General features: G+C 45.0%; 8 protein-coding genes and 1 rRNA gene. 1 reads left to right on the forward strand and 8 read right to left on the reverse strand.

Annotated elements, in window-relative coordinates; genetic code table 11:
* Positions 1 to 3: 3 nt before the first annotated feature.
* The gene (gene nadE / locus C1712_RS00510) at positions 4 to 1,671 is read right to left on the reverse strand and encodes an NAD(+) synthase (protein WP_102265844.1); all 1,668 of its coding nucleotides are present in this window, start codon (positions 1,669 to 1,671) and stop codon (positions 4 to 6) included.
* Positions 1,672 to 1,802: 131 nt separating this feature from the next.
* The gene (locus tag C1712_RS00515; protein ID WP_102265846.1) at positions 1,803 to 3,446 is read right to left on the reverse strand and encodes a putative manganese-dependent inorganic diphosphatase; all 1,644 of its coding nucleotides are present in this window, start codon (positions 3,444 to 3,446) and stop codon (positions 1,803 to 1,805) included.
* 180 nt (positions 3,447 to 3,626) lie between these two features.
* Here C1712_RS00515 and C1712_RS00520 point away from each other — a divergent pair, with 180 nt between their 5' ends.
* Complete coding sequence (locus tag C1712_RS00520) at positions 3,627 to 4,145, forward strand: dCTP deaminase/dUTPase family protein (RefSeq protein ID WP_102265848.1); 519 nt, start codon at positions 3,627 to 3,629, stop codon at positions 4,143 to 4,145.
* Between the two features lie 41 nt (positions 4,146 to 4,186).
* Here the strand turns inward: C1712_RS00520 and C1712_RS00525 are convergent, their stop codons facing one another.
* From C1712_RS00525 to rrf, 6 genes are all read right to left on the reverse strand, one after another.
* Positions 4,187 to 5,287: an AI-2E family transporter gene (locus C1712_RS00525; RefSeq protein ID WP_102265850.1), complete on the reverse strand. Its 1,101-nt coding sequence runs from the start codon at positions 5,285 to 5,287 to the stop codon at positions 4,187 to 4,189.
* Between the two features lie 33 nt (positions 5,288 to 5,320).
* Positions 5,321 to 5,497, reverse strand: coding sequence for a hypothetical protein (locus tag C1712_RS12585; protein ID WP_178200545.1), 177 nt, complete (start codon positions 5,495 to 5,497; stop codon positions 5,321 to 5,323).
* A gap of 47 nt (positions 5,498 to 5,544) precedes the next feature.
* Positions 5,545 to 7,749 carry an SF1B family DNA helicase RecD2 gene (recD2, locus tag C1712_RS00530; RefSeq protein ID WP_245858018.1) on the reverse strand — a complete coding sequence of 735 codons (2,205 nt, stop codon included), beginning with the start codon at positions 7,747 to 7,749 and terminating at the stop codon, positions 5,545 to 5,547.
* Positions 7,750 to 7,784: 35 nt separating this feature from the next.
* Complete coding sequence (locus tag C1712_RS00535) at positions 7,785 to 8,507, reverse strand: CPBP family intramembrane glutamic endopeptidase (RefSeq protein ID WP_180963025.1); 723 nt, start codon at positions 8,505 to 8,507, stop codon at positions 7,785 to 7,787.
* Positions 8,476 to 9,651 carry a tRNA 2-thiouridine(34) synthase MnmA gene (gene mnmA / locus C1712_RS00540; RefSeq protein WP_425435985.1) on the reverse strand — a complete coding sequence of 392 codons (1,176 nt, stop codon included), beginning with the start codon at positions 9,649 to 9,651 and terminating at the stop codon, positions 8,476 to 8,478. The genes C1712_RS00535 and mnmA overlap by 32 nt, the downstream gene beginning before the upstream one ends.
* Before the next feature lie 206 nt (positions 9,652 to 9,857).
* Positions 9,858 to 9,956: ribosomal RNA gene (rrf, locus tag C1712_RS00545) — 5S ribosomal RNA — on the reverse strand; the annotation flags it as partial.

Genomic DNA, 9,956 nt, shown 5'->3' on the forward strand with positions numbered 1-9,956 from the left:
GTTTTATGCGGCTTTCTTTGCCCGCGCTAAAATCAACTGCTTCCATTCCTCATAGCGCGCTTCATCAAATGTTCCTTGCGCAAATGGAGCAGAGAAGGCATGCTTGCTTACGACTAAAAGCGGCGGCACCTGCAGCTGCTTAAATGCATTGCGGCGCATCGTCGTACAGAACCAGTCCAGATCCTCGATAAAAGCTTTAGGATCATCTAACCCATAGTACACGATCCAGCGATACAGCGCATGATCTTTGATTTCTCCGCTTGCATAGCGCTCCATCAGTTCTATGATCGAAAAATCATGGCGATGATCGATCAGATAATCATGATAAAACCATTTCATCGGATCACGCTGTTGATTTGCGAGCTCTGCACTCGGCATCACTTCCCACAGCAGTTTATTTTCTTCTATTCTAGGAAGCAGCGCCGAAGGAATCACTTCCTTTTGATAGTCGCTGTTGATCTGCTTGGAGAGTTGAAACAGCGTTACCTTGCTTAAATCACCTAACAGCGACAAGGCGCCGATCGCATCTCCATACAGCGTACAATAGCCAAGTGCCAGCTCCACCTTATTGCCATTATTGGCAACGACTCCGCCATGCACAGATGCGAAAGTCGATAACAGATGACCGCGCAGACGCGCCTGGATATTCTCCTTTACCAGCGATGGCCATTTCGTTTCGTCATATCCATACTGCTTCATCACAGCGCTCGTCGCATCACGCAGCAGCTCGATATTGCCTTTCGCATAATGAATGCCCAGTGTCCTTGCCAGCTTTTCCGCATGATCGATCGTTTCCTTGGAATTATAACACGTTGCCAGATGATAACCATAAACACGCTCCTTGCCAAGCGCCTTCGTCAATAATGCGGCGCTTACACTGCTGTCTAATCCACCTGACAATCCGATGATCCAAGGCAGCTTTCCACCCAGCAATTCTTCATCAAAATAGCGGATACCGTTGCACAGCGCCGCAAACAGATCCTGCCGCTTCCTTTCTTTCACTGTGATCGTTTCATCTAACTCCACGATGCACATCCCCTCTATCCCATCATCTACTCCCCGTTTCCACTGCTTGTTTTGATAAACGCCGCTGCCGCCCTGATAGATACACACGTGCTTGCCGCAATTCTGCATACCGATCGGATTCACATAAAGCGTGTTGCCTTTCGGCACCCATTTCGTTTCATCAAAACAATAGGCGTCACAGTCAATATTGATCGCCCAGTCCGCCAACATATAGTCGTGATGAAACTGCAAAGAAAACAAATGATCCCGGTATTCGATCAGATCATGAATGGCATTTTCTTCAAAGTAGCGTCCATCATCGCCATAACCGCCGCGCTCATTGCGCTTGACCCGCATATGCGTTTCCTTGTCAAAGGCAAAAAACGCACAGTTAAATAAATGCCCGTGCCGATATTTCACATTGCCCCATACGATGGCAATCTCCTTTGCCAAAGCGATGATTTCTTCATTGAAGTGATCGACATAGGCACACCACTTCTCATCCAACCAGCGATCTCCCAATAAATAACCGCTTACCGCATTTTGCGGAAATACGATCAGATCGCATCCCTGCTTCTTTGCATCGGCGACCCGTTCGCGGATCACCGCCATATTCTCTTCACATTTTCCTGCTTTTACACGCATTTGTATGATTGCTGCTTTCATAATAATTCCTCCCGTTCTTTCTTATTTTACCACAAATCACGCACAAGTTCGCGCGATTTCATAAACACTTGCTTATTGCATATCTTCACAAAGAAAAGGAATCGATCATCGATCGATCCTTGCTTCCTATCTTATTTCAATGCACCGGAAAGGCCGGGCACGATCTGTTTTTTACGTGAAATCACGCCGTTCACAAAATAGTCTTCGCCTTGCACCTGATCGCGGAACGCATCATCGACGACCCAAGCGAGATTGCCGACATAAAGCAGATTGCTTCCCTTGCCCTCCACATCGGTAAAGCACATCAGCAGCAGGTCAAAGTTATTGGCATTGTTGATCGTACGCATATATGCTAGAAATTCATCGCGGATCGCCAACATCTCCGTTACATCCGCAATATTGATCTGTCCGATCGCAATGCGCTTGCCTTCAATGACGTACTCCTTAAAGTCATTGTATAAGATCTCCGAAAGATTTTTTCCTTTCAGCGTCGCCACCTGTCTAAACATTTCCGGCGCCAGCTGCGCTAAATCCAAGCCTGCGATATCCGCCAGCCATTTCGCAATTTCCTTATCCCGCGGTGTACAGGTCGGCGAATTAAAATTCATCGTGTCAGAAATGATCGCATAGCACATACAGCCGGCGATCTTCGGATCTGGTTTCAGCTGATTTTCCTGATACATCAAAGCGATGATCGAGCAGGTGCTGCCGATGATCTCATTGCGGAATTTGACCGGATAGGTCGTCGTCACATCTCCGATGCGATGATGATCCACGATTTCCAGCACCTCCGCATCTTTCAGATAATCAATGCTTTGTGAGATCTCATTGTGATCGACCAAGATAAATTTTTTCTTCGGATAATTCAACAAGTGATAGCGAGAAATCGAACCCAGCACTTTTCCTTGTGAATTGAGCACCGGATAACTTCTGAAACGTGTTTTCGACATCTTTTTATAAACGTCATCAATGTATTCATTATTATGAAACGACACGATCTGGCGGTGCATGATCGAACCGATGCTGATTGCCTGATAGATCAAACGCGCCACCTGAAGCATGCTCATCGGTGTCTTGATGATATCACAGCCATATTCTTCCGCCATTTTGATCATGCTTCGGGATATAATATCCGTTTCCACCAAGATCAGACATGAGGCACCATTGTCAATGACATAGCGCTGGGTCTGTAAATCATCACTTACGACTACGATCGAATCCTTAAAATCATAATCCAGCTTTTCGACATCTTTTCCCGATAACAGATGCACCTGCCCTTTTTTTCTAAAGCGCGTGCAGCGATGAAGAAAACTGCCGTCCAGCACTTCGCAAATATTATCCACCGAAGTTTCCGCCATGAGCTGTGCAAGATTGCCCTTTGCATTCAATAGCAGCTTTGAAATATCGGAAAGCGATACGACTCCCAGCAAATGGTCCTCGTGATCGACCACGGAAACCGATACATTCTTGCCGGTATTCTGCCCGGAGAAAGAGCACATCCGATTCCACGCTTCTTTGATCGTACTGTTTTTCGTCAGCTTGATCGGTTCATCAAAAGGGATGTCATACAGTCTGACCCGTGCATTTTCGATATAGATCGGTTCTTCCATCTGAAACTTACGCAATACGAATTCCGTCTCACTATTGACCTCGCCGATTCTGCAAGCCACTGCCGCAATGCCTAACTTACGCTTTAATTCCGCGTAAGAGATCGCTGCCATGATCGAATCCGTATCCGGATTTTTATGTCCGATGATGTGAATCAAATCACCCATTTTTATCACCCTCTCTCACATGGCATCTATTTTTCCATGTGTTCTTATTCTACTGTAATGATACCAAATATGCAATTAAAATGATAGTAACACTGTAATATTTTATAAAACGGCACACTGCTGTCAAATTGACAGCGCTTTAATTCCATACTACAATAAAGAAAAGAAAGAAGGATGAAGATGAAGCGAATCGCACATTTCGGTTTGGTTTCCTACGAGCAGTTTCAAGAAGGCTGTAAAACAGCTGCGGCTTTGAGCGAAGAACAGATCCAAACGTATTATCAGCAGTTAAAAAAACCAAAACGGGCAACCGCAGGAAGCGCCGGGTATGATTTTTATCTGCCCTATGACATTACCTTAAAACCACAGGATACACTTTTAATTCCGACCGGCATCAGAGCCTATATGGAAAATGGCTGGGTGTTGCAGCTATATCCGCGCAGTTCTTTAGGTTTTCGTTACCGCATGCAATTAAATAATACGGTCGGCGTAATCGATGCGGACTATTTCTTTGCGGATAATGAAGGCCATATTTTCGCTAAGATCACCAATGCCTCTTTGGATGGGAAAACCTTGTACTTAAAGCAGGGTGATGCGTTCATGCAGGGAGTCTTTCTGCCCTTTGGCATCTGTGATGACGATGATGCTTCCGCAGTCAGAACAGGCGGCTTTGGCAGCACTTCCAAACAGTCTTCCTAAAAGGCTGTTTTTTTAATAGGCAATAGCCTAATCCTCTGTTTTCATTCTTGTTCTTGATTCGCTTTCGCGTATCGATCCGCTTCCTCCTGCATCACTTCATCAAAATCATACCAAATATCTTCCCATTCACCGACCTGATCCTTGGTCAGCGCATGCAGATAAGAGCGAAATGCGATCTGTGCCAAAGCCGCAAAGATCGGTGATAGTAAGACCCCGACGATCCCAAACAGACCTTGTGACAGAAATAAGAACACAAAGGCAAGAAACGGTCTGACGTCCATCGTTTTTTGAAAGATAAACGGCTGTAACACATTCGCCTCTAGCTGCTGTACGATCCACACAAGTGCCAGCGCCACATAGGGAATCTGATCACAGGATACAAACGCGACCAGCACGATCAAAAAAAAGCCCAGCGTCGCCCCGATATAAGGCCAAAGGTTCAGCAGTGCCAATACACTGGCATAAAGAAAGGCGCCGGGAAAACCGCCCAGATACAGGATCACACCGCAGCTGATGACCAGAAAGCCCAGATCGATCGCGGTACCGATCAAGTATTGATAAATGATATTGTTCATCGTTTGGTAAAAGTTTTCCATACGGGGATGCTTAGGCAAAAGCTTTTTGGCGGTATGCATCACAAAGGGCAGATCCAGGGCCAGAAAAAACGCTGTGATATAAGCGATCATCATGTGCATGATCTGCTTGGCCATATCAGAAAGGGAGGCAAGCAAAAAAGCAGAGCCCTGTGTGATTACATCTTTTTTCAGATCCTGCACTTCCTTTGGCAATACGTGCAGCACCTGTTCCAGCCCTGCTAACAAAGAGGAACTGCGTTCATAAAGACGCTGCAGCTGTTCATAAAAGGAAGGCAGGAAAAAAAGCAAAAACAGCAGCAGCGCTAATGCGACACCGACATATACAAGGTAAACAGCACGGCGATAACGCATGCGCCGATTCAGTTTCAATACGAGCGGCTGAAACAACAGCGCTAATATGATACCGAAAGCGATTGGATAAAGCACTTCCAGTAAATGAAGCAGAATCGGAAACAGCAGCAGTTCTTTGCTGATAAGGATGATCACAAACAAAGTAAGCAGTGGAAGCAATAAGCGCTTTGCATATTCGTTTCCTTTTTTTATCATGGAAATTCAAAAGAAAGCCCCAGGATCGTGGGGCTATTCGCTCATCAGATAGTCGCTGATACCATCTTCAAACTGATGTACCTTACGCATCAGTTTTTTCTTTGTCCGTTTGCTTTTATGACGCAGTTCATCCAATTCATCTTCTTTGGTATAGCCGATGCAGATGCCGGCAACTACGCCTAGTGCAATGCAAAGCAAATCTTTCTTCATTACCATCACTCCTTTGTCAATCGTATTATGCACAAATGAAGATGGTTTTATTCAATGATTTGCAATTCTCCATCATATACAGGCACCTTTTCTTCTTCGTTTGAGCCGACAAGCCGTTTGACAAGGGCGGTTTTTCGCTGGTGGCGTTCATTGGTGCTGCCCGCATAGTAAAACGCGTCCTCACTTCCCAGCAAAACGATTGCCTGTTTGGCGCGGGTAATTGCCGTATAAAGCAAACGTCTGCTTAATAAATAGCGGTAATCGTAAACGATCGGCAAAATGACGATCGGATATTCACTGCCCTGCGCTTTATGTACGGAAATACAATAAGCATGGGTAATATGCGAAAACTGCTCGTTTCGATAAGAAACGATCGCATCATCAAAGGAAGCGGTGATTACCGTTTCATGGAGTGCATTATCCGAAGCGGTCTCGATCTCGATGATTTCACCGATATCACCGTTATATACATTATCCTCTACTTGATTTTTCAGCTGTAAAATGCGATCTCCTTCACGAAAGATCCGATTTCCCACATGAACTTCCCGTTTCCATGTCTCACTTGGATTACATAGTTTCTGCAAAGCATGATTAAGCGCATCGATACCGGCAACGCCCTGATACATCGGTGCGATGACCTGCATATCACAAGGGTCATATCCTTTTTCTAAAGCATGCGCCACGATCTTTATGATCTGATCCTTGACTTCAAAGTTTTCGCAAGGAAAAAAAGCAACGTCACGACCGTTTTTTAAGCATGCCTCCTGCCCTTCCAACACCCCATGCGCCAGTTCGATCACTTCGCTGCCTTCCGCCTGACGATAAATATGATGCAAGCGGATAAAAGGAAAACACTTGGCGGCGATCAAATCTTTTAACAAAGTTCCGCAGCCGACACTTTCCAGCTGGTTTTCATCCCCGATCAAAACAAGCTTCTGCACGTGTCCGCAAGCACAAAGCAAATGATAAAAGAGCCAATTATCCACCATGGAAAACTCATCGATGAATAAAACATCAGCGTCGATAGGATGCTGCTCATTTACTTCAAAGGTATTGTCGGTAATATTCCAGCGCAGTAAACGATGGATTGTCGAAGCAGGCGCATCGCTTAATTCCGATAAGCGCTTGGCCGCTCTGCCGGTCGGGGCGCAAAGCATCGCTTTGCCATTTGGATAAAACCGCTTATATAACTGTAAGATCCCTTTGACGATCGTCGTCTTGCCGGTTCCCGGCCCCCCGCTTAATAAAAGGAGCGGTTCTTCAAAAAATAAGCGGATCGCTTCTTTCTGGGTTTCATCATATGTAACATGAAGTTCCTTTTCTACCTCATTGATCGCTTCTGTGAGGCCGCTGCACTCCCACGTCGTATCATCATATGGAAAATGAGATAAAAACGAAGCAATCCCGCACTCCGCTTCATATTGTGTATAATGAAACAGTTTTGTCCCCTCCATGACGATCAGCTTTTTTTCTGCCAGTTCTTCTAAACAGGCGTCCACATCAAAATACAGTTCATTTTTTTGGTTGATCGCTTCCACCAGCTCCTCTTTCCAAAGAAAACTGTCGCCCTGCCGCATACAACGCTCCATCAGAACAGATAAACAATAGGCTTGTGCACGTTCGATACTGTCGCTTGGATAATGCAGCGCCTGTGCCAGCTTATCTGCGCTCGCAAACCCGATTCCATCTATTTCATAAACAAGCCGATAAGGATTTTCCTTTACAAGCGCCACTGCCTGTTCGCCATAGTGATTTTCAATACGCTGTGCCATTGCAAGGGAAAGCCCGTGCCCGACAAAAAAAGAATGAAAGCTGTATCCGTTTTGTTCCTCTATGCCGTTTAAGATCACATATTTATGTTTTTTCAAAGAAGCGGGCAGATGATCTAGGATCGCAGCATCCGCTTTTATTTTTGCGATCGCATCTTCCCCTAATGCCTCTACCAGCTGTTCAGCACTTTTTTTACCGATACCGGGAAAAAGCGAACTGCTGAAATAACGAATCAGCGCATCTTTTTCGCTCGGCTGCCGGACTTGATAAGCATGCAGCTGAAACTGCATGCCATAACGAGGATGCTCGACATAACAACCGCTTAATTCATATAGATGATCTTTGTGCAACACCGGCATGATACCGGTTACCGTAATACTTTGACGACTGTTTACAAGAAGAAATTTCGCTACGCGATAATGATTTTGTTCATTGTGAAAAATAGTGATCTGATAAGATGCCTTCACGCTGATTTGTTCCATTTACAAGCCCCCTTTCCCTATAAAATAAGATCTGCTTACAAAAATGTCGCAAGCAGATTGTTCATAAAATGCAGAAGCACGCTGCTGTAAATGGTCTGATTCTTTTCATAGGAGTAACAAAGCAGACAACTGACGCCGCCATAAAGAAGCAGATACCACCCATCATTCCAGTTACCGACAAGGAAAGAATCATAAACGTGCAGCAGACCGAATGCAAAAGCGGTAAGAAGCATCGCCGACACGACGCCCATATATCCCCGCAGCGTACGGTAAATCCCGCCGCGGAATACACTTTCCTCAACGATCGGCGAATAGATAAGAATCGTAAAAAAGCTTAACAGCGGCGAACGTTCAAGCTCTGCTAAAACGACCTGCTCATTGGCGCTGTCGCTCAAACCGCTGAAATGAGTTACGATAAGACCGATGACCAAAGAAACGACAAACATTGCTCCCATATAGCATAGATTGCTGAAAAGCAGATCAGGGCGTTCCTTTCGATAATGCAGATGCGACTGCCGCCAAATCGGAAAAGCGATGAGCAGCGTCGATAAGATCATCCATACATAGGTAAGAAACAAATAACTGTCCGGCACGTAATAAGCATTTGGATCGATTGCGAGCGTGATCTTTGCCAATAGCTTCGGATATAGAAAAAGATAACCGATAAAATAATGCGCCAGTAAAAGCAGCAGCCGCCACCATGGCAAAGGAGAGCGGGCAAGCCGTCTACTGTTTGGCATAGCGTTTAATTTTCTCATTGAGCGATTCTTCCTCCAAATAGACATCATCGATCACCCCGCCGCCTAAACAAACTTCATCAAGATAAAAAACTGCTTCCTGTCCACAAGTAACACTCGCGACTTTCTGCGGATAATAGACCATGACGCGATCTTCATCAAGAAAGCGAATCGTTACCGGATGATCCTTCTGGCGATAGCGAAATTTTGCCGTACAGGCGAAGTCGCCATCCGGACGTGCCGCTTTCAACCAATTTACCCCGGTTACCAGACAGCGATCGGAATAAAGCCACTTTTGATCATCTTGATTTGCGACGTATAAAATATTTTTTTCAACATCTTTTCCTACGACAAACCAAGGTCCCATATTACCGCCGATCCCCAGCCCTTTACGCTGTCCGATCGTATAATATAACACGCCAATATGCGTACCGACCTGTTTTAATGTATGAATGTCAATGATGACCCCATCTTTGCTCGGCAAATAATTTTGTAAAAACGCGCGAAAATTGCGTTCTCCGATGAAGCAGATCCCGGTCGAATCTTTTTTCTTGGCAACCGGCAAAGCGATTTCATCGGCAATCCGGCGCACCTGTGTTTTTTCCAAATCACCGATCGGAAATAATGTATGCGCCAAAGCATCTTTGGGAATCTGACAAAGAAAATAAGTCTGATCTTTATTATCATCTTTTCCTCTTAATAAAACGCTTCCCTCCTGCTCATGTGCTACTCTGGCATAATGTCCGGTAGCGATCCACGTAAACCCCAGTTTTTTCGCATAGCGGTAAAAAGCATCGAATTTAATGTATTTGTTGCACAAAATATCAGGATTCGGCGTTCTGCCGCGTTTGTATTCGTCAAGAAAAGTCGTAAAAACATCGTTCCAGTATTCTTCGATAAAATCTACACGCAATAATTCCAGTCCCAATTTATCGGCAACTGCCTTAGCGTCTAAATAATCCTGTTCCTGCGGACAGATGTCATTTTGGATGGTCGGATTACCTAAAATGTCGTTATTCGCAAACGCATCCCAATTACGCATAAACGCACATACGACTTCATGTCCCTGTTTTTTCAAAATATAAGCCGCAACAGCAGAATCTACACCGCCGGATAAGCCTAGCAATACTTTCATACGATCACCTTTTCTGATTTCATAATCTATTATATTGTACCGGAAACCGAAATATAATCAAGTAAAAATCACAAAAAAAGGGACGGCTTGCCTCGATCGTTACAAATTGGCGATCGACCACTCTTTTATCCCAAAAAAGCAAAAGAAAACAATAAAAAGCAAACACGATTCTTCTTAGAGGAAGAGAAGGTGTTTGCTGTCTGAATATAAAAAAAGCCTCGTTTAGAGGCAAGAAGGACCGGCGAAGTGCTATCTTGACTGAGGCAAGCCCAGCTATTGTCGCCGCTGAAGTGCTTAACTTCTGTGTTCGGGATGGGAACAGGTGTGTCCACTCC

Source organism: Massilicoli timonensis (genome assembly GCF_900199515.1).
Taxonomy (GTDB): domain Bacteria; phylum Bacillota_I; class Bacilli_A; order Erysipelotrichales; family Erysipelotrichaceae; genus Massilicoli; species Massilicoli timonensis.